Below are 26,306 nucleotides of genomic sequence, written 5' to 3' on the forward strand. Positions count from 1 at the left end.
GCCCGCCGTCGAAGCCCCTTTGCTACCCGGGCCGTCCCTCCAGGGCAAGCGCGCCCCGGGAGCGCCGCCTCAGTCCCGGGGCGGCGGCCGGCGCGGCAGCTGGACGAGGAAGGTGGTGCCGTCCTGGAGCGTGGAGCGCACGCGCAGCCGGCCGCCGTGCGCGTCCACGATGTGCTTCACGATGAAGAGCCCCAGCCCCAGCCCGTGCGCGGGGCGTCCGCCCTCGCGGGCCTCCGCGCGCTTGAGGGGCTCGAAGAGGTGCGGCAGCAGGTCCTGCGGAATGGGGTGCCCCTGGTTCTTCACCGCGAGCGTCACCGACCCCGGCGTGCCGCGCAGCCGCACGCGCACCGGGCAGAAGGCGTCGCCGTAGGCGAGCGCGTTGTTCACCAGGTTGGTGATGACCTGCGCCAGCCGGTCCGGGTCGCACCACAGCCGGGCATCCCCCCGTCCGTCCACCTCCAGGCGCCGGTCCGGGTGGGCCTGCTGCACCTCGTCCATCACCTGGCGCACCAGCTCCAGCAGGTCCACGTCGCGCGGGGCCATGGGGATGCCGCCGCCCAGCCGCGCCTGGGTGAAGTCCAGCACGTCGCGCAGCATGCGGTGCGCGCGCTCGGCGCTGGAGAGGATGCGGGCCACGGCCTTCTGGTCGCGCGGGTCGGCGTCCTCGCGCTTCGCCAGTGTGGTGGCCGCCATGGTGATGGCGGAGATGGGGTTGCGCAGGTCGTGGCCCACGATGCCGATGAGCAGCTGCTCGAACTCCGCGCGGCGCTTCGCCTCCGCCTCCGCCTCGTGCCGGCCGGTGACGTCCTGCATGGCGCCCACCATGCGCACCGGGCGGCCCTGGAGGTCCTTCACCACGCGGCCGCGGTCCTCGACGAAGGCCCAGGTCCCGTCGCCCCGCCGGAGCCGGTACTCGGCCATCCAGTGGCCCTCCGGGCTGTCGAGCGCCTGCTGGAGCCCCCGCACCACCCGTTCGCGCTCGTCGGGGTGCAGGCTGTCCGTCCACCAGGCCACGTCCATGACGGGCGGCCCCCGGGTCGGGTCCAGCCGGAGGATGCGCGGCGCCATGTCGCTCCAGTGGACTTCATCCGTCACCAGGTCCCAGTCCCAGATGATGTCGCGGGTGGCCTGGGTGGCCAGCCGGTAGCGGGTCTCCGACGCGCGCAGCTCCTGCTCCGCCCGGCGCCGCTCGGTGATGTCCAGCGACACGCCCGACACGCTGACCACGCGCCCGCCGGGGTCGAACACCGGCAGCAGGCGGACCTCGAACCACACGCCCATGAGGTACAGCTCCGTGGACAGCCGCTCCCCGGCCAGCGCGCGCAGGATGACCTCCAGCACGTCGCGCCGGTCCCGGAAGACCTCGAAGACGGAGCGCCCGCGCATAACCTGGGCGGGCACGGCCGTGGACGTCACGCCCTCGCCCTCGAAGAGGGTGAACACGCCCTGCGTGTCGAAGGCCCACAGCACGACGGGCAGTTGGGTGAGCACGCGCTGGAGCTGCTCGCGGGCCTCGTCGCGCTCCTGGCGCAGCGTGCGCGTGGTGGTGATGTCCGTGGACACGCCGCAGAGCGCCCACGGCTCCCCTTCCGCGACGCTGGGCAGGGGGAACTTCATCGTGTGGTAGAGGTGCGGCCCGTCGGGCTGGAGCACCTCCTCGTCGAACACCAGCGGCGCCTTCGCCGCCAGCACGCGGCGGTCGTTGTGCCGGAAGCGCTCCGCCGTCTCCTGGGGGAACAGCTCCAGGTCCGAGCGCCCCAGCACCGCCGCGCGCTCGTGGCCGGAGATGGACTCGAAGGGGCGGTTGATGAAGAGGTACCGCCCGAGCGCGTCCTTCGCGTAGATGGCGGCCGGGGCGTGGTCGAGGATCTCCTGCAGCCGCAGCTCCCGGCCGCGCAGCGCCTGCTCGTGTTCGTGGACGTAGTGCGCCACCGCCTCCGTCAGGCTGCGGTCCAGCGCGCGCCAGAGGGTGCGCAGCTCGTCCGTGCCGAGCGGCGGGTGGGACGCATCCAGCACCTCCAGGATGGCCTCGCGCAGGAAGCTGTACTCCTGCACCAGCGTCTCCACGCGGGCACCGGACTGGAAGCGCCGCAGCCCAATCTCCCGGGCATGCGCCCAGACCTCCCCCTGGGCCCACGTCTCCACGGGCCCCTGGCGGAGGACGAGCACGAGCGCGTCCACCAGCTTGAGCATCCCCTCCAGCCGGTCCTGGAACTCCACGGACATGCCCGGCGGGGCCGGCTCCAGCCGCGCGCCCCAGCGCCGGAGGATGTCCTCGCGCCGCCCCTCCACGAGGTCCGCGAGCGAGTTCGTCGTGGACGTGACGGGGTTCATGCCCGCGCCCCGGAGACACGGGTCGGACAAGGCAGGCCGCCTGCTGTCGGAAGAGTGAAGGTCACCGTTCCCCTGCTCCCTGGACATGGCCGGAGTGGAGAGAAGATGGGCACGGCGCGCCGTGGGATGGATGGGGCGTGCGGGAGGGGGTGGGGTGGGTTGCCCACCTCTGGGATGGGACCCCGGGGGGTGGCAGGCGGCCATGGCGGGCCATTGCGAACCGCTGGGTCCCACCCGGGACCTGGGGGAGACTGGCGCCCAGGCACACGGGAGGCAGCAGGCCATGGCATTCGCGGAACGCAGCATCGGAGGGCAGGGCGCGGACGCGCCGTCGACGGGGCGGTTGCCCCCGGGGACGGTCCTCCAGGGGCAGGCCCTGGCCGGGGAGGGCCGGTCATGATGACGCCCAAGCTGGTGGATCCGCTGGAGTCGCTGGCCCGGGGCCCCGTGCGCAGCCCCTGGGAGGTGCTGGAAGCCCTGAGCATCCTCATGCGGCGCTACAACGAGGGCCTGCCGTTGAACCTGCCGCAGGTGACGCTGTTCCTGCGCAGCGGCCGCGAGGTCATCGGGCTCGTCCGCGAGTACGGCGAGTTCCGCCAGGGCCGGGGCGTGCTGCTCATCACCACCGGCGGCTACGGCTCGCACGGGGAAGGCCTGGACGTGACGTTCGTGCCGGACGGGGTCATCGAGGCGCTCACGCTGCACGACGCCACGGTGCTGGACGCGCCCGCGAAGTCGATGCCCGAGTCCTCGCCCATGCACCTGCGCCGGCACCTGCCCGCGATGGCCGACACGCTGTCCAGCGCCTGGGGCACGAAGGTGACGGCGGAGTTCGGCACGGCCACGGAGCTGGAGCCGGACGCCAACATCCAGCCCCTGGCGTGGCTCGTCGAGCGCACCGGCGAGGTGCTGAGCAGGCTGGCCTCGACGCCCGACGTGGGTGACGTGCTCCGGGACAAGGTGCGCAAGGTGCGGCTGTCCGTGGGTGAGTCCTTCGGGGTGAAGCTCGCGAACGGCACGCTGGACCTCACCACGTCGCGCCGTCCGCCGGCCTGGCCGCTGGACTCGGAGCTGGCCCAGGCGGTGATGGACACGCTGCCGTAGCGTGGACGCTGGCGGGCGCTGGCCCCGGGGGCATGGCGCCGGGCAGCGGCCCCACAGGCCCCTGCGGGAGCGCCGGGCCTCCTGCTCCAGGGCCTCGAACTCGCCGCGCCGGGAGGCACCGGCCGGCGGGATGAAGAGCGTGCACGCGTAGCCCCGCTGCACGAGCAGCGCGTTCACGTCCTGGCCGTCCACGGACACGTAGGCGAGCCGCCGTCCGAAGCGGTCCGTGCACGCCTCCGCGTCCCGCAGCCGCACCGTGCGGCCCTCCACGAGCGAGCGGTTGAACGCCGCGGCCTCTTCCCCGAAGCAGTCGTCGTGGCCCCGGGTCGTCTCCGGGGTGTCGGCGAGCAGGTAGCGGATCCGCTCGCCGTCCTGGAGCACCACGGTGTCCCCGTCGATGACCTTCGTCACCACACCCGTGGCCGGTCCGCACTCCCCTTCCCCGCCGCCACAGGCGGACAGGACGGTGAGCCACAGCAGCCATCCCAGTCCCCACGTCCTCATGGCGCGCACGTCCGGTTCTCCCGGCCCGGGGTGCCCAGGTCGCCCACGCCATAGGTCACACCGGCGGGAGTGAGGCAGAAGGCCCCGGCCGCGTCGTTGCGTGTGGCGTCCCGTACACGTGCATCCAACTGCGACGACACACCGGGGCTGGCGGCGTTCGTGAAGGCCACCGCGTCCAGGACGGCTCCCTGCGCTGACAGCTTGAGCACATGGGCTCCCGCGCCGTTGCCCAGGCCGAACCCGAACGTGCCGAGCACGGCGGGCAACCCGCCGTTGAGCGAAGCGTCCTCGCCGCGCGCGAGGACCGCGAAGCCTCCGGCCTTCAGCGAAAGACAGAGGGGAGACTCCAGGACGGCGCTGCCCGCCTCGTTGGCGAGCGTCACCCCGTTGAGGTCCACCTCGCGCAGCGCGAGCACCTCCACCCATTCCCCCAGCGCATCCGGGACGGCGACGGGATCCGCCATGAACTCGGTGATCACCAGCGAGCCCACGGAGGGAGCGCGAAGCGCACGGGGCTGTCCCGTCGTCCGGTCAATGCAACCCGCCTGCGCCGCGCCCGCGTCCGTCCCGGTGCAGGTGCGGTTGCCGCGCCCCGGTGTGCCCAGGTTGCCCTTGTCACCGTAGGGTTCCGTGGCCGCGCACCAGGACGCCGCGACGTCGTTGCCCTTCGCATCGGCGGTGAGCGGCGCGGACACCTGGATGGCCACGCCATCCTGGGCCGGGCCATACAGCGCGCTGTCGATGAGCACGCCTCCCGCGCGCACGGCGACCCCTCCGCCCGCGTTGCGCAGGTCCACGGAGAACGTGGCCAGGGGCTCCGGCAGGCCTCCGTTCACCTCCGGCTCCTTCCTGCGCGCGAGCAGCGCGGACTCTCCAGCAGCCAGGGACAGACAGCGCTCCGACTCCAGCCGTGTGCCCTGGGTGTCCGTCCCCACCGTCAGCCCATTGAGGTCCACGGGCGCGGTGGCACGGACCTCCAGCCACTCGCCCACCGTGTCGTCGCCTCGTGGGTTGGCCATCACCTCGGTGATGATCAGCTCGCCGGGACGCGGGGGTTGGACCTCCCGGGGAGAGACAGCGCCCGGCGGCAGGCACGTCGTGACGCCGGAAGGCACCCCGCCATCCGCCAGCGCGGGACACGGGGCGTTCGCGCTCCCCGGACTGCCCCGGGTTGCATCCGGCGCATCACACCAGCGTGACGGGTCGTCATTACCCTCCGCATCGGGAACGAGCCGGCCGTCATAGGTCCGCGCCACGCCCGACTTCGCCGGTGCGCCGAGCACCACTGTGTCGAGCACGCGCGTCCCGCACCGAAGGCCCAGCAACCCCGCGCTGTTCCCCAGCGCACCGAGCGCATCCCCATAGGTCTGGTCCACGTGCTCGGGCAGTGCCCCCTCGCGCACGTCGCCCAGCACGACGAAGGCCCCCGCATCCACTGGCAGGCCCGTGGTGAACGTGTAGACCCGCTCCTGTGCCGCCTCGTCGCGCGCGGTGAAGAGCGTCACGCCCAACAGGTCCACGGTCCCTCGCGTGGGGTTGTGCAGCTCCACGTACTCCCTGCCCGTGTCCGCTCCCGTGGGGTCGTTGAGGTACTCGGTGATGACCACGTCCCCCGGCAGCAGCGCTGCACAGGCTTGCGGCTCCTCCTCCCACGCCGACAGTCCGCACGCGCCCATCCATCCCACCAGACAACCCAATCCCAGCCTCACGCCCCATCCCCGCACTGCCCAAGCCGCCACACTCCGCTCCCTTCAGAACCGCGTCTCCACTTCCAGCGCGAACAGGTGCCGGGGCGCATCCGGCGGCGTCCGGGCACCTCGCGCGTCCTTCAAGTCGACGACCCACGCGTACCGGGCCCGCGTCGTCACCGCGTCGGCCGCCGTCCAGCTCGCATCGAGCGTGGCCCGGAAGGACTGCTCCAGCCGGTTGCGCGTCGACAGGTCCTCGTCCTTCCACACGGCGCGGCCGCGCAGCCGGACGGCCTCGCAAGGCCGCACCTGGGTCTCCACCACCGCCTGCGCGTCCTGCCGCACGCCGCGGTTCACCGGATCATCCACACGTGCATGCGCGTACTGCGCGGCCACGGACACGGCCTCGTGAAGCTCCGTCTTCACGCGGGCCGTCACCCGCAGGAGCGAACCCGAGCAGGGCTCCTCCCCCGAACCGTCGAAGCAGTCCCCCGCCACGCCGACGTCCTTGTCCCGGTACTCGCCCCACAGCGACGGCTGGAACAGGGCATGGGCCCGCCAGTCCACCCGGGCCGAGGCCCGCAGGTTCACCGTGCCGGCACTGCCCACCGCCGCACCGTCGGAAGGCAGCGTCCACGCATCCACCTCCCCGCGCAGCCGCAGCGCGTCCTCCCACCGGTGCAGGTAGCGGGCGCGTGCGCCCACCTCGTTTCGGGCTCGTGAGCCCTCCAGCTCGTCCGGCCCGGACATCGCGCCCGTGTAGGGATTGGCGAAGCCGCGACCGTAGGCACGCAGCGACAGCTCCAGCTCCTTCGACGTGCCCGCCACCACCGTGCGCTGGAGCACGCCGAACCCGCCGCCTCCGTCCGGCGCCGCATCGAACGTGCGCGCCACCTCCACGAAGAGGTCCACGGGCCCCGTGCCCCACGCGCCATCAAGGCCCACCGCGCCGAAAGCACCGCCCGCCGGGTAGCCCGCCGTGGAGCGGAAATCGAGCGCCGCTCCCTCCACGCTCCACACCGGCCGCGCGCCCCACGCCGTCATTCCGGCCTGGGCTCGCGAGGTCCATGCGATCGCCGCATGGCCCCCGCCCGCCCACTCATGGAACACGCCGGGCAGCGAGCGCGACACCACGCGTGCGTCCCTGCCCGCGAGCCACACCGCTGGCGCCTTGCAGGCAGCACCTTCACAGGGGCCCTGCTCCCTCAGCGCATGCGAGAGCAGTGAACGGGATTGATACGAACCAAAGCCTGTCACCGACACCGCCGGGGAGCTCCGCACCGTGCCCACCACGCCCCGGAAGCCTTCGTCCCACTGGAAGTCCGGCGTCACGTCCGCGGCGCGCTCCTCGGGCGCGCAGGCCCCCTCTCCCAGGAAGCACCAGCGCTCCACGCCACCCGGTGCACGCACGGTGTCGTCGGGCAGGAAGCCATCCGGCGTGGGCAGCCCGGTGGTGTCCAGCGTCAGCCGCTGACCGAACCCCAGCCGGTACGAGCCCACCAGCACGGAAGCCCGCTCGCCCGACCACTGACCGTGGAACTTGGGTACGGCCACCGACACACCGGGCGCCTCCGCCACCAGCGTCCGCCGGCTCGCATCCCGGTGCACCGCGCCCAACCGCCTCCGGGTCAGCGACGTGAGCAGCCCCACGCGCCAGCCCTCTGGCCCCGCCACGCGAACCTGGAGCGCCAGCGGAGGGAGCACCGGATCCGACGCGGCGAACGCCGTCAGCAGCCGCGCATCCCCCGACACCCGCTCCGGCGTCGACGTCACCAGGAAGGGCGACAGCCTGCGCCGCTCCTCCGGCGTCAGTCCCCCGGAAGCCTCGAGCCCATCCACGCGCGCGTACGTCAGTCCCGGCAACGCATAGAGCCCCGCACGCGACGCATGCGCCGGATCCACGCCCGAGCGCCGCAGCACCAGGAGCGCCGCCAGCGTCTCAGCCTTGATGGCGCCGTCCTCCCTCAGCGCGAACAGCGCCTGCTCACCACTGTCCTCGGGTTCCACCTCGTAGGAGGCCGCGAGCGACGCGATGGGCAGCACCAGGAGCAACAGCCACACGGCAGCAAGGACGGAGCGCACGCGGCGGGCCCTCTGCACGAGCGGGACCACCCTTCCCTACAGAGCAGTCCTGACGAAGCGTCTGTCCCTTCCCCGGACCCTGCGTCCAGGCAAGGGACGGCGGGCCAATCCCATCCACGTGGGCGTCGGGCGGTGCGGCTATGCTGTGGCCACATCCTCGCGAGGGCCGGCCCCGTCCGGCCCCAAGAACAGTGCATGGGCCACGTCCACATCCTTCGCCACTTCCCCTCTCCCCAGGAGGGATTCAACCGCACCGTCCGCATCTACACGCCGGACAACTACGACGCCTGGCGCGACCACCGCTTCCCGGTGCTCTACATGCACGACGGGCAGAACGTCTTCGCGCATCCGGAGTCCGCCGTCTTCGACACGTGGTGCGCCAACCGCGTCGCGGCGGAGGGCGTGAACGCGGGACGGATGGAGCCGTGGCTCATCGTCGCGGTGGACTCCGGTCCCGGCCGCTTCCAGGAGTACTCGCCGTGGGACGAGCCGCGCAACGGTGTCTCCGCGCGCGGTGAGGCCTACGGGCGCTTCCTCGTGGAGGAGCTGAAGCCATACATCGACCGGACGTACCGCACGCGCCAGGGCAGCGAGTGGACTGGCGTCATGGGCTCCTCGCTGGGCGGGCTCATCTCGCTGTATCTGGGATGGAAGTTCCCACGGGTGTTCGGCCGCATCGGCGCGCTGTCGCCCACGGTGATGTGGAGCCAGGGCCGCCTGTTCGACGCGTGGCGTGAACACAGCCGGCGCTGGACGCGCATCTACCTGGACGCGGGCGACACCGAGTTCATCCACGCGGGTGGCATCCCCCTGGACTACGGCCAGGGCACGCGCGACTTCTTCCACCACCTCAAGGGCCTGGGCTACGGCGACCACGAGGTGTCCCTGGTGCTGGAGCCCGGCGGCGAGCACCACGAGAAGGACTGGCAGCGCCGGCTGCCGGGAGCCATGCAATGGCTGCTCGGGTGAGCGCCCGCCCGTGACACGCCGTCCCCGGTCGGTGCCGCCCGAGCAGCGGCAGGTCTACGTGCAGGTCGTGGAGGGCCTGCTCCAGCACGGCCTGAAGGGCCAGGTGTCTCCCCGCTTGCGTGAACGGCTGCGCCAGGCGGGCGTGGACCTGGACCGGCCGCTCCTGCCGCTCTACCCCGTGCCGCTCTGGGAGCGGTGCATGGAGATCGTCGTCGAGGAGGTCTATCCGGGCATGCCCCGGGTGGAGGGCTTCACCCGGCTCGCCCGCGCGCACGTGGAGGGCTACGGGGCCACGCTGCTGGGGCGCGCGGTGATGGGCGTGATGCGCATGCTGGGCCCCCGGCGCATGGTGCACCGGCTGCCAGAGGTCCTGCGCGGCACGGACAACTACACGGAGGCGACGCTCACGGAGCGGGGCCCCGCGCACTTCGAATTGCACCTCAACTCGAGCCTCGGCGCGCCCGGCTACGTGGAGGCCCTCTTCGAGGCCATGCTGACCACGGGCGGCGCGAAGGCGCCTCGCGTGACGAAGGTGCACGACGACGGGGCGAGCTCCACGTACGTGCTCACCTGGACGCCGGAGCCCTGAGCCTCACGTCGCCTGGATGAAGCGCACCGCGTCCTGCATGGACTCCAGGTCCGCGTGGCGCGTGAGGTACATCTCCTCGCCCAGCAGCGAGTGGTAGATGGGCGGCAGCTCGCGGTGCACGAGCAGCGAGCTGCCCAGCCGCTCCACGATTTGCGAGTGATTGTGTTTGTAGCGCCGGCCGTGACGGCGGGCGCTGTGGCAGACGTGGTGGCGAGGCGTGTACTGGAAGCCCGCCACCGGGTCGCCCGTCACGACGCGGGCATAGAGCCGGTACACGTCGATGTCGCACGTGTAGTTCATCATGTCCGTCATGAAGCCGCCGGGCGGGCGCAGGTTGGCCTCGAGCACGACGAAGCGGCCATCCGGCAGGCGGAAGAACTCCAGGTGGAACCAGCGCTCGCGCAGGCCGAACGCGGCGACGACCTGGCGGCCCAGCACGTCGAGCGCGGCGGGAATGTGCTGGAGGCTCCAGAAGGAGATGTCGCGGCGCTCGGTGACGGTCTCCATGCCGCCGTCGCTGTATTCGTGGCTGAGCTTGAAGACGATGACGCCGTGGCGGTCCACGATGCCGTCGTAGGTGACGATGGTGCCGCGCACGAAGGGCTGGGCCACGTAGGACGTGGGCAGCGGGTGGGCGAGCGCCGCGTCCACCTCCGCGTCGCTGGCGACCTTGAACGTGTGGGCGGCGCCCACGCCCACGTCGGGCTTGAGCACGAGCGGGTAGCCCACGCGCGCGGCGAACTCCTTCACCTGGTCCGCGTCTCGCACGCGCAGGAGGTCCGGGTGGGGGACGCCGGAGGCGTGGAAGACCTCGGCCATGCCGGACTTGGAGCGCAGCTTGAGGATGTCCGAGGGCTGGAGGCCGGGGACGTGGAAGTCCTCGCGCAGGCGGGCTTCGACTTCGAGCCAGGACTCGTTGAGGGACTCGATGCGGTCCATGCGGCCGTGGCGCCAGGTGAGGTAGCCGGTGGCGCGCAGGAGGGCGTCGTAGTCGGTGAGGCTGGGGACGAAGAAGTATTCCCGCAGGGACTCGCGCAGCTCCTGGCGCAGGGACTCGTAGGGCGTGTCACCGATGCCCAGCACGGACACGCCGCGCTCGCGCAGCGCGGTGGCGAAGTGGAAGTACTGGGAGGGGAAGTGGGGAGAGATGAAGACGAAGTTCATGGCTCCTGGCGGGCGAGTCCTCCGCTGGGGTGGGACCATAGCGGCCCCGCCCCCGCCCTAGAAGCCCGGTGGGGAACAGTGTCCACCAGCGGCACTCGTACGGAGGGCTTGCACCGGGAACACTCGCGGCATGGCGGAGGATTCCAAGGGGTTCACCCAGGCGAGAGAGGCGATGGGGAGGCACACCATCCCGGAGCTCATCGACCTGCTGGAGAGCGACGACGTCCGCACGAGGTTCCTGGCGGAGATGTGCCTGAGGGACGCGACGTCCACCTGACTCCACTTCCAGCCCGCGGGTCCGCGGGCCGAAAGAGAAGCCGCGGTGAAGGAGTGGCGCGACTGGTGGGCCGCGCACCGGGACACGTTCAAGAAGCGCTGGAGCGACCGGGCCTGACCCTCCCTCTACCCCGGGTCAGGCCGAAGGTCGCTGGCCCTGCCGGTCTGAACGATTTCCTGGATGGCAGCCGCGATGCGCTCCCGCGTGACGGCAGCGACGACCACGAGATTGCGCTCAAGAAACACGCTGCCGCCCTTCAGCGCCTCGTGAACATCCTGGGTCAAGCGAGCCGGGTCGTACACGGTGAGCGTGTACCGATGCCCCTGAATCACCGCGACGACTCCGGGGAGCCAGCCTTTCGCCTCGACCTCCCGCTCGTAGTCCTCAAACCCGGGAGGGAACTCCAGAACGATGTTGCTCATCGGTCTGACACTCGCATCTAGCTGCCAGGCCCATCCAGTAGCCCCCGAGGAAGCAAGCCAGGGATTCTGGCTTCGAAGGCTCGAACATCCTTGACGAGCTGCTGGACAGACGCGTCGCGCAGTTGCCCTTGGTATGCCAGGGTGTCTTCACACCGGAGAAGCAACCACTCGACATCCCCAAAAGGGGCGTCTGGCCTTTTCAAGAGCCCGTGAAGAACTCCGGACAGGTCGCGGGCCCATGCGTCTTTTTCACTGCCCACCATCTCGTCCCCTATCCGTGAGCATCCCCTCAAGCGCGCGGGCCATGCGACGCACGGCTTCGCGCAGTTCGTCCTCTTGGAGCGAGGTAAAGCACAGTCGCAGCGCGTTCAGAGGCGCACGGTCGAAGGTGTAGTGACCACCGTGCATGAAGCCGACGCCCTCGCGCAGGCCCCGCTCGGTCCAGCGGGCGGCGTCAACGCCGGGAGCGCAGCGTGCCCACAGGGTCATGCCGCCCGCGGGCACGGTGAAGTCGAGCGTGGAGTTCAACGACGCACGCAGCGCATCCACCAGCGCATCGCGGCGGGAGCGGTACACCGAGCGCATCTTGCGGACGTGGCGCTGGACCTCCCCCTCCTCTAGCAGCTCAGCGACAGCGGCCTCGGTGACACCGTCGCCTTGCCGGTCCACGGCCGCGCGCACGGAGGCCGCACGGGTGATGAACGGAGCAGGCGCGGCGAGGAAGCCCAGCCGCAAGCCCGGCGCGAGCACCTTGGACAGCGTTCCCACGTAGAGCACGAGTCCGTCCCGGTCCTGGCTCGCGAGCGGCAGCACGGGAGGACCGTCAAAGTGGAACTCGTGGTCGTAGTCGTCCTCGATGAGCGCGACGCGCGAGGCCCGGGCCCATGCGAGGAGCCGCTGTCGGCGCTCGGCGGAGAGCGTGACGGTGGTGGGATACTGGTGATGCGGCGTGAGGTAGACGGCGCGCACCGCCCCCAACTGCTCCAGCACGTCCACGCGAAGCCCCTCGGAGTCCACGGGAACGGGCACCACGTTCGCACCGGTGAGACGGAAGGCATCCCACGCGGGCAGGTAGCCCGGAGACTCCACGGCCACGGTGTCCCCAGGCCGAAGCAGCGTGCGCGCCGCGAGGTCCAGCGCGCCCTGACTGCCCCGGGTGATGAGCAGCGTGTCAGCAGTGACGGCCATACCGCGAAGCGAAGCCAGCATCCCGGCCAAGGCCTCACGCAGCCCGGCATGGCCCAGGGGCGCGGCATAGTCGAGCAGCCGCTGTCCCCCGCGCTTCAGCGCACGCCGGTACGCACGCGCGAGCACCTCCGAAGGAAGCAGCCGCACATCCGGGCTACCAGTCAGCAACGACAACATGCCGCGAGGCGCCGCGGGCCCACGAGGCAGCGCACGCGTCTCCACGGCGGGAGGCATCACGAAGCCCACATCCGGAGCCACCTGCACGGAAGGCGCAGCGGACGCATCCTCCGGAGCCGTCTCCGCGACGAAGGTGCCCAGCCCCGGAGTAGTGACAATCCACCCCTGGGCCTCCAGCTCTTGGTACGCAGCAAGCACGGTGTTGCGGTGCACGCCCAGCGACACCGCGAGCGCGCGGCTCCCAGGAAGCGGCTCCCCGGGACGCAGCCGCCCGCGCCGCACGTCCTCCGCCAGCGCCCGCGCGATCTGCACGAAGCGCGGCGTCGGTGACTGCGAATCCAGCGGAACCGTCAGCGTCCAGCGCGCCATGGGTCAGGTTTGTGGCGACCTGTTATCCATCACTTGAACCAACCGCTCCCTGACTTCCGTCAGGAACTGCGTCAACCCTACGCGCTCGCCGCGTTCTCGTAGCGTGTCCAAGGAAGTGTCGCGCAGACATTCGAACTCCCGCTCCAGATCTCCGGACGTGAGCTCTTCCAGCGCCTTCTTGGCGTCGTTCTTCGCACCGTGCTCACTCGCGGTCAGTCGGTGTGCGTCTCGAATGGGATGGAAGGAGAGTCGCTGCTCGAGATTGCTGACTGCTTCTTCTTCGTGGGCCTTCGCCTCGAAGCCGGTGAGGACCCAGCACTCCCGCTTGGGCTCGGCGACACCGATGACGACTTCGAAGGGCCAGGGCTTGTCTCCGCGAGCCTGCTCCAACCCGATGCACCGACGGTCGTCGGCATCGCTGTCTCGAACCAGCATCACCGCTTGCGGCTTCGTGTCCGAGTCCACGAACAGCAAGAGGGCGCGTCGAGCCACAAGGGCATCAGGCTCACCGGGCTTGTCTCCAAAGTGTCCAAAGAGACCTTTGAGCCCAGCCTTCTTTGCTTCTTCTCGTACGGAGGCCCACCGCAGGAAGGGCTCAGAAGGCGTCAGCCCGCGCCAACGGCGCTGGGTGTCGAGCATCTCCTCGTCGAGCCAAGGGATGGCCTCCACCAGCACACGGTCGGCTAGCACGCAGGCCGTGTCCCGGTCCGCACGGGCTTCACAGACCACGCCAAAGTCGTACGCGGGCTCACTCATGCGGCGCGGACGCGGGCACCTTGCCAATCCAGCTCTCGCCCACGGTGCTCCAGAACTCGCCGGGGCTCATCAGGCCCTTCCACTTCTCGAACTCGGGATGAGCCGTGAGCTTCTCGCAACGAGCAAACCCGTTCTCCGCCAGGAAGGTCATCCGGATCTCCTCCGGCTGCAGGTAGTTCAGGATGAAGGGCGAGTGACTCGTCGCCACGATCTGCAACTCTGGATCGTTCTTCTGGATGGCGCGCAGGACCGCGATGAGCTTTCCCTGCGCCACGGGATGAAGCGCGAGCTCAATGTCGTCCAATAAAAGGAGCTTGGGTCGCTGGGGTCCGAGCAGCACCGTCAGAAGGCCCAGTGCCATCAATGTGCCTTCGCCTACAGAATCCGCAGGCACGCCCTTAGCGCCCTGCATGTCCAGCACGAGCCGATTCCCCCAAAGCGTCCTTTTCTCCGCCACATGGGTTGCCTGGTCATCCAACGCAATCGTTCTCAAGCTGCTCTGTTCGACCGAGGCACGTTCAACGCGAATCTTCCGCACCGTCGGCACAACCTGCTTCAGCGCGGATTCAATCTCGCCGAACAAGTCCTCATGACTCAATTTGAGAAACGCAATCGTAGAGGCCAACCCTGTGCCATCACTTGCAACCGTGGGCACCTGTTCTTCGCTGTATGAGGCGTCCGCCAACTTTCTTGACTCAAACCTCAACAAGCTCGCAGCAAGCAGTCCTGCATATAGCGCACTATTGGCCCGCCCAATTCTTTGGCGAGTCTCATGATCTACTTCTCCGTAGAGGTTACTAGGAAGGTTATTTCCCCCAGAGCTGAGAACCACTTCGGCAAATGTCCCCCCTACACGCCCTTGGTAAACCAGACTGACTGATTGGCTCGTGCCGAATGATCGATACTGCTCTGGGATGGCGTGTGCTCGGAGTGGCCCGATCATGGCCGGCATCCGCAAACCATCCAGCAGTGTCGTCTTGCCAGAAGCATTGGGCCCCACCAGCACGGTGAAGGGCTCCAGGTCCAGGTCGAGTGAGCGATACGCCTTGAAGTTGCGGAACTGCACCTTCTCGATCACGCGTGCACCCTCCTCCCGACGACGACTCCGCCCCGGAATCACTCACAGGGCGGAGCACAGCACCACCGTGTCTCAGTTCTTCTGCAGCGGGCGGTAGCGGATGCGGTGCGGCTCCAGGGCGTCCGGGCCCAGGCGCTTCTTCTTGTCCGCTTCGTAGTCCTCGAAGTTGCCCTCGAAGAAGAACGCCTTGCTGTCACCCTCGAATGCCAGGATGTGCGTGGCGATGCGGTCCAGGAACCAGCGGTCGTGGCTGATGACCACCGCGCAGCCCGCGAAGTTGAGCAGCGCGTCCTCCAGGCTCCGCAGCGTCTCCACGTCCAGGTCGTTCGTGGGCTCGTCCAGGAGCAGCAGGTTGCCGCCCTCCTTCAGCATCTTCGCCAGGTGCACCCGGTTGCGCTCGCCGCCGGACAGGTCCTTCACCCGCTTCTGCTGGTCCTGCCCCTTGAACGCGAAGCCCGCCAGGTACGCGCGGCTGGGCATCTGGCCCGCACGGCCCAGGTCCAGGTGGTCCAGGCCACCACTCACCTCCTGGAACACCGTATGGTCACCGTTCAGCGCGTCGCGGCTCTGGTCCACGTAGGCCATCTTCACGGTCTCGCCCACGCGCAGCTCGCCCGCGTCCGGCTTCTCCGCGCCCGTCAGCATCCGGAACAACGTCGTCTTGCCCGCGCCGTTCGGACCAATCACGCCCACGATGCCGCCCGGCGGCAGCTTGAAGTTCAGGTCGTCGATGAGCAGCCGGTCCCCGTACGCCTTGCGCAGCCCCTTCGCCTCCACCACCAGACCGCCCAGCTTCTCGCCCGGCGGAATCACAACCTCGCCCGTCGGCTCGCGCTTCTCCTGCGACTGGTTGAGCAGGTCCTCGTACGCCGCGATGCGCGCCTTGCTCTTCGCCTGACGCGCCTTCGGAGACGCACGCACCCACTCCAGCTCGCGCTTGAGCGTCTTCTGGCGGTGGCTCTCCGACTTCTCCTCCAGCTCCAGCCGCTTCTGCTTCTGGTCCAGCCAGCTGGAGTAGTTCCCCTTCCAGGGCACCCCCTCGCCGCGGTCCAGCTCCAGGATCCACTCCGCCACGTTGTCCAGGAAGTACCGGTCGTGCGTGATGCACACGATGGTCCCCGTGTAGGCCTTCAGCGCCTGCTCCAGCCAAGCGACGCTCTCCGCGTCCAGGTGGTTGGTGGGCTCGTCCAGGAGCAGCAGGTCCGGCTTCTCCAGCAGGATGCGGCAGAGCGCCACGCGGCGCTTCTCACCGCCGGACAGCTTCGTCACGTCCGCGTCGCCCGGGGGCAGGCGCAGGGCGTCCATCGCCATCTCCAGCGTGCGGTCCAGCTCCCAGCCGTTGTTCGCGTCGATGAAGTCCTGCAGCTTCGCCTGCTCGGCGAGCAGCTTCTCCATGGCCGCGTCGTCCATGGGCTCCGAGAACTTCGCGCTGACCTCATTGAAGCGGTCCAGGGCGTTGCGGATCTCCTTCAGACCCAGCTCCACGTTCCCCTTCACATCCAGCTTCGTGTCGAGCTGCGGCTCCTGCGCCAGGTAGCCCACCTTCACCGTGGGGTCCGGCTTCGCGATGCCGAAGAACTCCGTGTCCACCCCCGCCATGATGCGCAGGAGCGTGGACTTGCCGGAGCCGTTGGGGCCAATCACGCCAATCTTCGCGCCCGGGAAGAAGGACAGGTAGATGCCCTTGAGGATGTCCTTGCCGTTCTTGACCTTGCGCAGGTCCTGCATCGTGAAGATGAAATTCTGGGCCATGGCGGCCTCCTCGGGATTCGCTGAAACGTAAGCGGTGCCAGCGGATAGCAGGGAGCCCCATCCGGCTCAAGGCGCCTGCACCGGCCCCGTGTCCGGTTGGACGGGGCGCGTCACGCGTCCAGGAGCGAAAACGCCTGCTCGCTGACCAGCGAACCCGTTTCGAAGGTGTTAGAGGAAGCGCCCCATGTCCGAGCCCACGACCCCCGCCCTGGAGCTGAAGGGCCTCTCCAAGGCCTACGGCAAGTTCACCGCCCTGCACGCGGTGGACCTCACCATCCGCCCCGGCGAAATCTTCGCCCTCCTGGGCCCCAACGGCGCCGGCAAGACGACCCTCATCGGCAGCGTGTGCGGCCTGGTGAAGAAGTCCGCCGGCACCATGAAGGTCTTCGGCAAGGACCTGGACCAGGACCCCACCGGGCCCCGCTACCAGGTGGGCCTCGTCCCGCAGGAGATCAACTTCGACCCGTTCTTCTCCGTCGCCGAGTCGCTGCGCATCCAGCAGGGCTACTACGGCCAGCCCCGCGACGACGCGCGCATCGATGAAGTCCTCACCGCGCTCAACCTCCAGGCCAAGAAGGACTCGCTCACGCGCGCGCTGTCGGGCGGCATGAAGCGCCGGCTGCTCATCGCCAAGGCGCTGGTGCACAAGCCGAAGCTGGTGTTCCTGGACGAGCCCACCGCGGGCGTGGACGTGGAGCTGCGGCGCGACCTGTGGACGTACGTGAAGAAGATCGCCAGCGAGGGCACCACCATCGTCCTCACCACGCACTACCTGGAAGAGGCCGAGGAGCTGGCGGACCGCGTGGGCATCATCAACGAGGGCCGCCTGCTCATGACCGAGGACAAGGCCGCGCTCCTGCGCCGCTTCGGTGAGAAGCGCCTGGTCGTCACCTTCTCCGAGCCGCAGGCCGCCATGCCCGCCGCGGGCGTGCGCTTCGCCGCGAGCCTGTCCGCCGACGGCCGCACGCTCACCTACGTGGAGCGCGACAACTGCGCGCCGTCCGGGGAGCTGCTCCGCTCGCTCTACGCGGACGGGCTGCCCATCGCGGAAGTGGAGACGCGGCGCTCGCGCCTGGAAGACGTGCTCATCGAAATCCTCCGTGGCCGCCCCTCGCAGGCCGCCTGAACACCCAGCCTCTTCGAAAAACACCCCATGAACGTCCTCGGGATGCAGACGCTGTTCGCGAAGGAGGTCCGGCGCTTCATGCGCGTGCCGGGCCAGACCGTCCTGTCGCCCCTCATCAGCACCACGCTGTACTTCATCGTCTTCGGCTACTCGATTTCCGGCCGCATCCACGAGGTGGAGGGCCACCCGTACCTGCACTTCATCGTGCCGGGCCTCGTGTTCCTGGGCATCGCGAACAACGCGTTCCTCAACAGCTCCTCGTCGCTGTTCATCACCAAGATCCAGGGCACGGTGGTGGACCTGCTGGTGGCGCCGCTGGGGCCCGGTGAGCTGATGGTGGGCTTCATCGGCGGCGCCATGGTGCGCGGCCTGGTGGTGGGCCTGCTCACGTGGATGGTGGCGGCGGTGTTCTCCGGCTTCAGCCTGGAGCACCCGCTGGCGACGCTCTACTTCCTGCTCTTGTCCAGCTACGTGTTCAGCGTGCTGGGCATGCTGGCCGCCGTGTGGGCGGAGAAGTTCGAGCAGATCAACTTCTTCCCGACCTTCGTCATGCTGCCGCTCACGTTCCTGGGCGGCGTCTTCTACTCGGTGCGCGAGCTGCCCTCGCCGTGGAACCACATCAGCCTCTTCAACCCCATGGTCTACATGGTGGAGGGGCTTCGCTACGGCATGCTCGGCAGCAGCCTGTTCTCACCGCTCGTGGGCGGCGCCATCCTCGCCGTCACCGCGGCGGTCGCGACGGGCGTCACGTACGCGGTGCTGCGGTCCGGCTACAAGATGAAGGCCTAGTCCTCAGTAGCCCGCCTGCCTCCTTCACGGGTAGGAAGGCGGGCCCCTCCCTGGCGGACAGGACTTCTGTCTTTTTGGAGGTCGGCTGTTTCCCGCCCGCTGAGAAAGCGCGGTATCCTCCCGGACACCCATGGCGGTCGGTTTCGGGAAATACGAGCTGCTTCGAAAAATCGCTTCCGGCGGCATGGGACAGGTGTTCCTCGCCCGGGAGCACGGGACGGGCTTCGAGCGGCTGGTCGTCCTCAAGCTCATCTTGCCGCACCTCGCCGAGGACGAAGAGTTCCTGGAGATGTTCCTGGACGAGGCGCGGCTGGTGGCGCGGCTGTCGCACCCGAACCTCATCACCATCCTGGACCTCACGGAGATTGAAGGCCGGCACTGCCTGGCCATGGAGTACGTGCAGGGCGAGGACGTGCGCCGGCTGGACCGCTTCGCGCGCAAGCAGGAGCGCCCGCTGCCGGTGGGACTGGTGGTGCGCATCATCGCGGACGCGGCGGCGGGATTGTCCTACGCGCACGGTGCGCGGGACGGGCACGGCCAGCCGCTGAAGCTGGTGCACCGGGACGTGTCGCCGCAGAACGTGCTGGTCGGGTTCGACGGCGGCGTGAAGGTCATCGACTTTGGCGTGGCGAAGGCGGCCACCAGCGGACAGCAGACGGCGACGGGCGTGCTCAAGGGCAAGTACCCGTACATGTCGCCGGAGCAGGCCAACGGGATGTCGGTGGACGGCCGGAGCGACCAGTTCGCGCTGGGCGTCGTGATGTGGGAGCTGCTGACGGGCAAGCGGCTCTTCAAGGGCGACACGGACCTGATGACGCTGCGGCTGGTGCGGGACTGCCAGGTGCCGCCGCCGTCGCAGTTGAACCCGAAGCTGCCGCCGGGCCTGGACGAGATTGTCCTCAAGGCGTTGGCCCCCACGCCGGAGGGCCGCTACGCGGACTGCGCCGCGTTCCGGCTGGCGCTGGAGGACTGGGCGCTCAACCTGCGCCTGCCGTCCAGCAGCGCGCACCTGGCCGCGTACCTGCGGGAGCTGTACGCGGACCGCATCGCCACGGAGGCGGATCCGGCGAAGCTGGACCAGCTGGCCGAGGACGTGGACCTGGACTCGCAGTCCAACTCCTCGCGGGACGGGATGCCCACGTCGGGAGCGCGGGGGCAGGCGTCCTCGCGAGCGTCGAAGCTGGTGGGGCCTCCGTCCCGTCCGCCCACGCGCGTGGAGCCGGAGAAGACGCGCAACACCGCGGCCCTGGCGCCGGAGCCTCCGAAGCGTCGCGCGTGGCTGCCCTTCGTGGTGGGCGGCGTGGCGCTGGTGGTAGGTGGCGCGGCGGTGGTGCTGGTGCGCGGTGGCACGGAGGCGGTGACACCGCCCCCGGTCGTGACGACGCGGCCTCCGGATGCCGTGCAGGGCCGCACGCCGGACACGGCCACGCGGCCCACGCCGACGGAGCCGCCCGCGCAGAACACCGTGCCCCAGCCGGTACGCCTGATGGTGACGAGCGAGCCGCCCGGCGCCATGGTGCAGGTGGCGGGTGAAGAGCGAGGCGTTACGCCGGTAGCCTTGCCGCTGGTGCCTGGGGAGCCGTCGGTAGCGGTGACGCTCGCGCTCAACGGCTATGAGCCGGTGACGCGGAATGTGTCCGCGGCGGACGCGCCGTCGGTGGCGGTGGCGCTCCAGAAGCGGGTGACGAAGCCGGCGACCCAGCCAAAGAAGCCGCCGTCCGCGTCGTCGCTGGGCATCAAGACGGGTCGCTGAGGCGCCTCCTCGTGCCGCCGGTCCGGCGGACAAGCGACGAATGGCTGGAGTGTGCGTGAAGGCGCGAGGACTCCCGCGCGTGCACGCGACTCCGTGAGCCGCGCCCACGCGTGACCGAAACGCGTCCGTGCCGTTCCCGCACGGCGCCCCCGGCACCTCACGCCCTGCGCGGCCCAAACCTGTCCGACTGTCGGACAGGTTTTCGCGGCTCGGATGGGCGGGCCCTCCCGCGCGCGCCGGCTGGTCCCAACGGGTCCGACTGTCGGACCAGTTCGTACGGCGCGCCGCTGACGGGCGGCCTCCACCGGAGTTCTCGTCTTCTCATCCATGGCGATGGAACCGCTTGGGACGGCGCGTGGGCTTGTGCGGCCGTGCCGTTCGCGCTCGGGCCTTGCGGCTCGGCTTCGTGGGCGCCAGAACAGCCCCATGCTTGTGATTGAGCCGGCGCGGTTTCCGGAGGACCTGGCGTTGGTGCGGACGCTGTGGCGCGAGTACGCCGCAGGGCTGGGCATCGACCTGGGATTCCAGGACTTCGAAGCCGAACTCGCGGGCCTTCCCGGCAAGTACGCGCCTCCCGGGGGACGGCTGCTGCTCGCCCGGCGTGGTTCGGAGGAGCTGGGGTGCGTGGCGCTGCGGCCCCTCACCGAGGGGGCCTGTGAGATGAAGCGGCTCTATGTCCGGCCCGCCGCTCGCGGCGAACAGCTGTTCCTGGGACTGGAGCTGAATCAGGCCCGCTTGGCCCGCGACTCCGCGGCCACCACCACGACGTAGCCGTCCGGGTCCTTCGCCCAGAACTCCCAGCGGCGCGAGTTCGGGTTCACGTGCGGCTCCTCCACCCACTCCACCTTCAGCGCCCGCGCAGCCTCCTCGCACGCGTCGAAGTCCGTGGTCTCGAACCAGAGCAGCACGCCGTGGCCTCGCGGCGCCGAGTCCGGCCCCATCAGGTTCGCGTGCTCGTCCAGGTCCCATGCGTGGAGCTGGAGCACGAGCTCGCCGTTGTTCAGCAACATCTCGTACTCGGGCCCGCCGTGCCCGCTCTCGCAGCCGAGCACCTTCTGGTACCACCGGCTGCTCGCCTCCACGTCGCGCACCGCGATGAGGGGCTGCGACCGGACGTGGCCGGTGCGGCGGGGCTTGCTCGGCATGAGGGCTCCAGGAGGTCCGCGAAGGACGGGGCGCTCAAGGCCCCGTCCTCCGGTGATGCATGACTACCGCTTGAAGTGATCCGCGACGACGCTGGCCACCGCGGCGGTCAGCTTCTTGCCCGTGGGGATGTGCAGGAACTCGTTGGGCCCGTGCGCGTTGCTGCCCGGCCCCAGCAGGCCCGTGATGAGGAACTGCGCCTCCGGGAAACGCTCACCCAGCATGCCCATGAACGGGATGGTGCCACCCTCGCCCATCGCCATCGCGGGGTTGCCGAAGCAGGCCTTGGACGCGGACTCCACCGCGCGCGACAGCCAGCCGGCCAGGGGCGGCGCGTCCCAGCCCACCGACGCCTTGTCCCCGTCGAACGACACCTTCGCGCCGTACGGCGGATCCTTCTCCAGCGTCTCCTTCAGCGCCTTCGCGGCCGCCTTCGGGTCCACGCGCGGCGGGATGCGCATGGACAGCTTCCACGTCGTGAAGGGGCGCAGCACGTTGCCCGCGCTCGCCAGCCCCGGCACGCCGTCCACGCCCGTCAGCGCCAGCGCCGGACGCCAGGTGCGGTTGAGCACCAGCTCCGTGCCGTCCGTCGTCACCGGGCGCGCGCCCTCCACCCAGGGGAACTTCGAGTGCAGCTCGTCGCCCAGGGTCTCCGCGGCGGCCTTCGCCTGCTGGCGGCGGCCTTCCGGAATCTCCGTGTGCAGCTCCTTCACCTTGATGTGGCCCGTGGACTCGTCCTCCACGCGCGACAGGAGCTGCCGCATGATGCGCATGGAAGAGGCCACCACGCCCGTCGCGTCGCCGGAGTGCACGCCCTCCGTGAGGATGTCCACGCGCAGGTTGCCGGCCACCATGCCGCGCAGGCTGGTGGTCATCCAGAGCTGGTCGTAGTTCGCGCAGCCCGAGTCCAGGCACACCACCAGCGACGGCTTGCCGATGCGCGGCGCCAGCGCCTCGATGTACGCGGGCAGGTCGTAGCTGCCGCTTTCCTCGCACGCCTCGATGACGATGGCGCAGCGGGCGTGCGGAACGTTCTGCTCCTTCAACAGCCGCAGCGCGGACAGCGACGCGAACGCGGAGTAGCCGTCATCCGCGCCGCCGCGGCCGTAGAGCTTGTCGCCCTCGCGCACGGGGGTCCACGGCGTCAGGCCCTCGCGCCAGCCGGTCATCTCCGGCTGCTTGTCCAGGTGTCCGTACAGCAGCACGGTGTCGTCACCGCGCGTGCCAGGCACTTCCATGTAGATGACCGGCGTGCGGTCCTTGCCGTCCGCCGTCTTCAGCCGCACCACCTCCACCGTGAGCCCCGGCAGGTGCGCGGCCTGCGCGCGGCACCAGTCCGAGATGAGCTGCACGGCCTTCTCCATGTGGCCGGTCTTCACCCAGTCCGGATCGAACGAGGGCGACTTGTTGGGGATGCGGATGTAGCGCTCCAGCGCCGGGAGGATCTCCTGCTCCCAGATGCGCTCGGACGAGGCGAGGGCTTGGTCGACGTTCATGGCGGCGCCATGCTGCCCAGCCCCGCGCTCGCTGTCGATGGAAAGCCCCGCCTCCCGAGGCCCGGGACACCCCACCCCGGGCCCGCCCGCCCGGCGCGCGGCCTGCCGTCCTGCGTCAGACCGCGAGCGAGCCCGGGTCAGGGCTGGATTTCGCGAACACTCAGCCACTTGAAGTCCACGTCCGTGGCGTTGTCCCAGCGGAACACCGCGAGGGGGCCGCCCCAGGTGATGGGCATGCCCGCCACGGCGCCGCCGCAGTGTCCAGCGTCTCCGCCCCACTTGCCCGCGTCGGTGTATTCGGAGGCCTTCTTCCACGTCACCCGGTCCGCGTTCTCGTTGACGTACAGCTCCAGCTTCACGGCGGGCTGGCCGCTGACGGTGACGTTGCGCATGACGGCCTTGAAGCCCACCCAGCGGCCCTTGAGCGCGGAGGTGGCCGTGACGTACGGCGTCTGTTCGTAGGAGACGTGCCACGTCTCCTTCTCCCAGCGCGCGCGGCCGTCGTAGTGCAGGCCCGCCTTGTAGCTGCTGCCCTCGCAGCCGGAGTGGTCGTCGTTGTGCTTCCCACCGCGCGCGTACCAAGCGAAGTTGTCCTTCACGTCGCCCACCGCGTTGACCTTCACGAAGCCGGTCATCTCGATGTTCTTCCAGTCGTTCGGCGCCTGCATGTAGCCACGGCTCGCGAGCACGTCCCGGTCGTAGGTGGGAATCTTCCGGTCGTCATAGCCCGTGGACGTGAAGACGCTCATCCGCACCTGCTTGTCCCTCATCTTCCAGGAGCCGTCGCTGTTGCGCGTGATGGAGTCCTGCGGGTCGAAGCGCGCGTCCGCCAGCGCGTTGTCCGCCAGCGTCCACGCCTCGCCTCCGGACTTGGAGGGATAGAGCTGGGTGACGCCGAAGCGGTCCTTGCCAGCCGTGGGCGTGGCGGGGCCCGTGAGGGCGGCCCACTCCGCGATGCTGGCCCAGGTGTTGACGGAGTTGCCGTTGACGGTGACGCGCACGTAGCGGGCGTTGCGCGCGGTGAAGCTGTAGCGCTCGAAGTTGGCGGTGGTGCCGGACGACGTTCGGGAGACGGCGGTGGACCAGGTGCTGCCGTCCGTGGACGTGGCGATGACGAACGTGTTGGTGCGCTCGTCGCCCCGGTGCCAGGCGATGTCCACCGCGGACAGCGACTTCACGCTGCCCAGGTCGCCCCGGAGCCACTGCCCCACGCCGTCGCTGGACCAGCGCGTGGTGAGGTTGCCGTCGATGGTGGCGGACGGAAGGTTGCCGTCGTTCCCGCTGGCGGTGACGGCGGTGAAGCCCGACGCGGCGAGCGCCGGCGCCGAAGCCCCGAAGAAGAGGAGCGCGCTCGCGGTGCGGACGTGACGCTTCCACGGCGATGGATGAGCTGGCGACAAGGTGTTTCCTCCTGGCGGCCGAGTACCGGCCTGCCTCCGAGGGCATTCCTTGTCGTTGCCTGTTTCACGGATGGAAGAAGCGGCGGCCCGCCTCCCTGCTCACGGGAAACGGGCCGCGCGTGAAACCGTGTCTGTCCTTGCGTGCGGGCTACTCGCGCAGCTTCACCACCGCCGCGGACGGGCCCTCCAGACGCACGACGTTGCCGGTGAGCGGAGAGCCCTCCACGGTGCCGCCGTAGCGCGGGTTCTCACTCCACGCGACGATGCCCGCGCTCGCGTGCGGGGGCAGCGTGTGCACCAGCGAGCCCCGGAGGTTCACGATGACGAGCAGCGTGTCCCCTTCCGCGCGGCGCTCCAGCACGAACGCGTCCGGGCCCAGCGCTCTCGCGTCGTGCGTGCCCTGCTTGCTGGTGAGCACGGGCTCCGTGGCGCGCAGGCGCAGGAGTTCCTTGTAGAGTGTGTGCACGCCCCGGGCATCCACGCCGTCCAGCTCGTCCCAGTCCAGCGTGGAGCGGGTGAAGGTGTCACGGGCCTGCGGGTCCGGCACCTCCTCGCCCTTGAAGCGGGAGAAGCCGGCGAACTCCTTGCGGCGCCCTTCGGTGACGAGCTTGCCCAGCTCCGCGTTGTGGTCCGTGAAGTAGAGGAACGGCGTGCGCGCGTTCCACTCCTGGCCCATGAAGAGCAGCGGCGTGAAGGGCGACAGGAGCAAGAGCGTGCTCATGGCGCGGTAGGCGGCCGGGGACACGTCCTCCGCCAGGCGGTTTCCGAAGGGCCGGTTGCCCACCTGGTCGTGGTTCTGGATGCAGTGGACGAAGTGCCACGGCCCCAGCCCCTTCGGGTCCGTGCCGCGCGCGTGGCCCAGGTTCTTCGACTTCTGGCCCGTGTAGAACCAGCCCTGCCGCAGCGTCGCGGCCAGGTCCTCCGCGCTGCCGGTGTAGTCCTGGTAGTAGCCCTCGTGGTCGCCCGCGAAGGCGCGCCGCAGCTGGTGGTGCAGGTCATCCGCCCAGACGCCGTCCAGGCCATAGCCGCCCTCGGACGCGGGCGTGACGAGCTTGCGCTCGTTGCGCTCATCCTCCGCGATGACGACGACGCGGCGGCCGGAACCCGCGGCGTGGGCGCGCTCGACAATCTCCGCCAGCAGGTGCGGCTGGCCGTCATCCACGATGGCGTGCGCGGCGTCCAGGCGCAGGCCGTCCGCGTGGTAGTCGCGGATCCACATCTCCACGTTGGAGAGCACCAGCGAGCGCACGAAGCGGCTGCCCTCGCTGTCGTAGTTCACCGCGTCGCCCCAGGGCGTGTGGTGCTTGCCGGTGAAGTAGTGCGGCGAGTACGCGCGCAGGTAGTTCCCGTCCGGCCCGAAGTGGTTGTAGACGGCGTCGATGAGCACCGCGAGCCCGTGCGCGTGCGCCGCGTCGATGAGCTTGCGCAGCCCCTTGGGTCCGCCGTAGGTGGCCTGCGGCGCGAAGAGGTCCACGCCGTCGTAGCCCCAGTTGCGGGCGCCCGGGAAGCTGGCCAGCGGCAGGAGCTCCAGCGTGTTCACGCCCAGCTCGCGCAGGTGGGCCAGCTTCGGGATGAACGCCTCGAAGGTGCCCTCCGGCGTGGCGGTGCCCACGTGCACCTCGTAGATGACCAGCGCTTGCGGATCCGGCCCCTTCCAGTGCGAGTCCGTCCAGCCGTGGTCCGCGCTGACGACCTCCGACGGGCCGTGCACGCCCTTGGGTTGCGAGCGCGACCACGGGTCGGGGAACGGGTCTCCGCCGTCCACGCTGAGCTTGTAGCGCGCGCCCTCGCCCAGGTCCGGCAGCGCGGCGCCGAAGCAGCCGTCCGCCTCCGGGGTGAGCGGCAGCTTGCGCAGCACGCGGTCCTCCGCGTCGTAGAGCACCACGTCCACGCCCTTGTGGCCCGGCGCCCAGACGCGCCAGCGCACCGTGGAACCACCCTCCACCCACGCGCCCAGCCGGGGCGCCTGGGACCGTCCTTCAGTCGTATGAGCCATGTCGTGTCCCTGTTAATCCCCCAGCGTGGACACGGGGAGCACCCCCTGGACCGGAGTCCCACCGCTGTTCACGGGCCGACCTCTGGGGGGCCACGAGTGCGGACCGGCGGACGGAGGGCCGCATGCCCTGCGCCGAGCGGGGATGGCTTG

The 26,306-nt window shown here is 69.9% G+C and carries 21 protein-coding genes and 1 pseudogene; 8 read left to right on the forward strand and 14 right to left on the reverse strand.

What is annotated here, in order from left to right:
- Nucleotides 1–69 precede the first annotated feature (69 nt).
- On the reverse strand, nucleotides 70–2,364 hold the full coding sequence (locus JYK02_RS19375; RefSeq protein ID WP_242589069.1) for a PAS domain-containing sensor histidine kinase: 2,295 nt from the start codon (nucleotides 2,362–2,364) through the stop codon (nucleotides 70–72).
- A gap of 366 nt (nucleotides 2,365–2,730) precedes the next feature.
- On the opposite strand from JYK02_RS19375, the gene JYK02_RS19380 reads away from it, so the two are divergent.
- The gene (locus JYK02_RS19380) at nucleotides 2,731–3,438 is read left to right on the forward strand and encodes a hypothetical protein (protein WP_207055368.1); all 708 of its coding nucleotides are present in this window, start codon (nucleotides 2,731–2,733) and stop codon (nucleotides 3,436–3,438) included.
- 63 nt (nucleotides 3,439–3,501) lie between these two features.
- On the opposite strand, the pseudogene JYK02_RS19385 reads toward JYK02_RS19380, so the two are convergent.
- The 3 genes and pseudogenes from JYK02_RS19385 to JYK02_RS19395 form a co-directional block, all read right to left on the reverse strand.
- Nucleotides 3,502–3,942: pseudogene (locus JYK02_RS19385) on the reverse strand (thermonuclease family protein); the annotation flags it as partial.
- Nucleotides 3,939–5,651 carry a lamin tail domain-containing protein gene (locus JYK02_RS19390; RefSeq protein WP_347402527.1) on the reverse strand — a complete coding sequence of 571 codons (1,713 nt, stop codon included), beginning with the start codon at nucleotides 5,649–5,651 and terminating at the stop codon, nucleotides 3,939–3,941. The gene JYK02_RS19390 and the pseudogene JYK02_RS19385, both read right to left, overlap by 4 nt.
- 42 nt (nucleotides 5,652–5,693) lie before the next feature.
- A complete protein-coding gene (locus tag JYK02_RS19395) occupies nucleotides 5,694–7,712 on the reverse strand; it encodes a hypothetical protein (RefSeq protein ID WP_207053023.1) in 2,019 nt (672 codons plus the stop codon).
- Nucleotides 7,713–7,907: 195 nt separating this feature from the next.
- Here JYK02_RS19395 and JYK02_RS19400 point away from each other — a divergent pair, with 195 nt between their 5' ends.
- Complete coding sequence (locus tag JYK02_RS19400; RefSeq protein WP_207053026.1) at nucleotides 7,908–8,681, forward strand: alpha/beta hydrolase; 774 nt, start codon at nucleotides 7,908–7,910, stop codon at nucleotides 8,679–8,681.
- 10 nt (nucleotides 8,682–8,691) lie between these two features.
- Nucleotides 8,692–9,270: a DUF2378 family protein gene (locus JYK02_RS19405; protein WP_347402528.1), complete on the forward strand. Its 579-nt coding sequence runs from the start codon at nucleotides 8,692–8,694 to the stop codon at nucleotides 9,268–9,270.
- A 3-nt stretch (nucleotides 9,271–9,273) separates the two neighbouring features.
- On the opposite strand, the gene JYK02_RS19410 is transcribed toward JYK02_RS19405, so the two are convergent.
- Complete coding sequence (locus tag JYK02_RS19410; protein ID WP_207053027.1) at nucleotides 9,274–10,434, reverse strand: ATP-grasp domain-containing protein; 1,161 nt, start codon at nucleotides 10,432–10,434, stop codon at nucleotides 9,274–9,276.
- Between the two features lie 130 nt (nucleotides 10,435–10,564).
- Between JYK02_RS19410 and JYK02_RS19415 the strand changes: the two genes are divergently transcribed.
- Complete coding sequence (locus tag JYK02_RS19415) at nucleotides 10,565–10,711, forward strand: hypothetical protein (protein WP_171414161.1); 147 nt, start codon at nucleotides 10,565–10,567, stop codon at nucleotides 10,709–10,711.
- A gap of 125 nt (nucleotides 10,712–10,836) precedes the next feature.
- Here the strand turns inward: JYK02_RS19415 and JYK02_RS19420 are convergent, their stop codons facing one another.
- The 5 genes from JYK02_RS19420 to ettA all read right to left on the reverse strand — a co-directional run bounded on the left by JYK02_RS19420 (nucleotide 10,837) and on the right by ettA (nucleotide 16,453).
- Nucleotides 10,837–11,133, reverse strand: coding sequence for a hypothetical protein (locus JYK02_RS19420; protein ID WP_207053029.1), 297 nt, complete (start codon nucleotides 11,131–11,133; stop codon nucleotides 10,837–10,839).
- A 249-nt stretch (nucleotides 11,134–11,382) separates the two neighbouring features.
- Nucleotides 11,383–12,867 carry a PLP-dependent aminotransferase family protein gene (locus JYK02_RS19425; RefSeq protein ID WP_207053031.1) on the reverse strand — a complete coding sequence of 495 codons (1,485 nt, stop codon included), beginning with the start codon at nucleotides 12,865–12,867 and terminating at the stop codon, nucleotides 11,383–11,385.
- 3 nt (nucleotides 12,868–12,870) lie between these two features.
- The gene (locus JYK02_RS19430) at nucleotides 12,871–13,623 is read right to left on the reverse strand and encodes a hypothetical protein (RefSeq protein ID WP_207053033.1); all 753 of its coding nucleotides are present in this window, start codon (nucleotides 13,621–13,623) and stop codon (nucleotides 12,871–12,873) included.
- Nucleotides 13,616–14,701, reverse strand: a complete 1,086-nt coding sequence (locus JYK02_RS19435; RefSeq protein WP_207053035.1) for an AAA family ATPase — start codon at nucleotides 14,699–14,701, stop codon at nucleotides 13,616–13,618. The genes JYK02_RS19430 and JYK02_RS19435 overlap by 8 nt, the downstream gene beginning before the upstream one ends.
- Before the next feature lie 72 nt (nucleotides 14,702–14,773).
- Nucleotides 14,774–16,453 (reverse strand): energy-dependent translational throttle protein EttA, encoded by a 1,680-nt coding sequence (gene ettA / locus JYK02_RS19440; RefSeq protein WP_207053037.1) that lies wholly within the window; start codon nucleotides 16,451–16,453, stop codon nucleotides 14,774–14,776.
- Nucleotides 16,454–16,637: 184 nt separating this feature from the next.
- Between ettA and JYK02_RS19445 the strand changes: the two genes are divergently transcribed.
- The 4 genes from JYK02_RS19445 to JYK02_RS19460 all read left to right on the forward strand — a co-directional run bounded on the left by JYK02_RS19445 (nucleotide 16,638) and on the right by JYK02_RS19460 (nucleotide 20,892).
- Entirely contained in the window at nucleotides 16,638–17,579 is a 942-nt protein-coding gene (locus JYK02_RS19445; RefSeq protein ID WP_207053039.1) for an ABC transporter ATP-binding protein, read from the forward strand.
- A 27-nt stretch (nucleotides 17,580–17,606) separates the two neighbouring features.
- Nucleotides 17,607–18,368, forward strand: coding sequence for an ABC transporter permease (locus JYK02_RS19450; RefSeq protein ID WP_207053041.1), 762 nt, complete (start codon nucleotides 17,607–17,609; stop codon nucleotides 18,366–18,368).
- A 130-nt stretch (nucleotides 18,369–18,498) separates the two neighbouring features.
- Entirely contained in the window at nucleotides 18,499–20,121 is a 1,623-nt protein-coding gene (locus JYK02_RS19455; RefSeq protein ID WP_207053042.1) for a serine/threonine protein kinase, read from the forward strand.
- A gap of 426 nt (nucleotides 20,122–20,547) precedes the next feature.
- Nucleotides 20,548–20,892 carry a GNAT family N-acetyltransferase gene (locus tag JYK02_RS19460; RefSeq protein WP_207053043.1) on the forward strand — a complete coding sequence of 115 codons (345 nt, stop codon included), beginning with the start codon at nucleotides 20,548–20,550 and terminating at the stop codon, nucleotides 20,890–20,892.
- Here the strand turns inward: JYK02_RS19460 and JYK02_RS19465 are convergent.
- From JYK02_RS19465 to treZ, 4 genes are all read right to left on the reverse strand, one after another.
- A complete protein-coding gene (locus JYK02_RS19465; protein ID WP_207053044.1) occupies nucleotides 20,847–21,266 on the reverse strand; it encodes a VOC family protein in 420 nt (139 codons plus the stop codon). The two genes, JYK02_RS19460 and JYK02_RS19465, sit on opposite strands and share 46 nt — an antisense overlap.
- Before the next feature lie 63 nt (nucleotides 21,267–21,329).
- Nucleotides 21,330–22,760, reverse strand: a complete 1,431-nt coding sequence (locus JYK02_RS19470; protein ID WP_207053045.1) for a M20 family metallopeptidase — start codon at nucleotides 22,758–22,760, stop codon at nucleotides 21,330–21,332.
- A gap of 137 nt (nucleotides 22,761–22,897) precedes the next feature.
- A complete protein-coding gene (locus JYK02_RS19475) occupies nucleotides 22,898–24,160 on the reverse strand; it encodes a discoidin domain-containing protein (protein ID WP_207053046.1) in 1,263 nt (420 codons plus the stop codon).
- A gap of 148 nt (nucleotides 24,161–24,308) precedes the next feature.
- A complete protein-coding gene (treZ, locus tag JYK02_RS19480) occupies nucleotides 24,309–26,156 on the reverse strand; it encodes a malto-oligosyltrehalose trehalohydrolase (protein ID WP_207053047.1) in 1,848 nt (615 codons plus the stop codon).
- Between the last annotated feature and the right edge of the window lie 150 nt (nucleotides 26,157–26,306).

The organism is Corallococcus macrosporus (assembly GCF_017302985.1).
Lineage (GTDB): Bacteria > Myxococcota > Myxococcia > Myxococcales > Myxococcaceae > Corallococcus > Corallococcus macrosporus_A.